Annotated in this window: 2 protein-coding genes; both read left to right on the top strand. The window is 51.6% G+C overall.

Features of this window, described 5'->3' with window-relative positions:
- Window positions 1-198, top strand: a 198-nt coding sequence (locus I9W95_RS12090) for a hypothetical protein (protein ID WP_225675236.1), incomplete at its 5' end; no start/stop codon positions are given.
- Window positions 199-322: 124 nt separating this feature from the next.
- Window positions 323-723, top strand: a 401-nt coding sequence (locus I9W95_RS12095) for a TolC family protein (protein ID WP_225675238.1), incomplete at its 3' end; no start/stop codon positions are given.

The raw sequence follows: 723 nt of genomic DNA on the forward strand, positions 1-723 counted from the left end.
CACCTCAACAAGCCAGATCAGGCAGCGTTTGTCGCTGTAGAGCAGCTGCGCGAACGGGTCTGCGAGCTGCTTACCCCATCTCGTCCGTCCGCTCTGAAACTCAGCCTGTTACCACTGGCTATTATGCTTACAGCCACAGCGGTGCTTTCTGCCACCGATGCTTTACACCACTTTTTTGATATTTTCCTCGTCCATTAACGGAGCTGAAATGAAGCTTGTTAACCACGTTATTTCTGCATCCAAAAAACCGATTATCAATCGGTTTTTAATATGCTTGACCCTGTTCATACCCTTCTACGAAAGCGCTTACGCCGAAAATACAGTGAGGCTGTCTGAAGTCGTCGAGCGGGCGTTAAAGGGGCATCCACAGATTGCCATCTGGTCTTATCGGCAGCAGGGCATACAGGCTGAAATAGAAGCGGCTGGAAGCCGGCAACCTGCTCAGCTGGAACTGAGCGTCGAAGATGCATTCGGTACTGACCAGTATGAAGGTACCGATGCCATGCAGACGACCTTGAGTGCCCGCTGGCTGTTAGAAGGTGATCAGATCAGCGCCAGAACAGAACACGCAGCCGCTCAGCAGCGCTTGCTGACAGCGAAACAGCGAGTGCAGCTAGCCGATATAACCGCACATACTTCAACACTCTTTATTTCGTTACTCGCCGATCAGGAGCGGCTGCAACTGGCACAGGAAGCGTTAGCCGATGAAAAAGAAATTCTGGC

This window comes from Thalassolituus marinus (genome assembly GCF_020320395.1).
GTDB classification, from domain to species: Bacteria; Pseudomonadota; Gammaproteobacteria; order Pseudomonadales; family Oceanobacteraceae; genus Venatoribacter; species Venatoribacter marinus.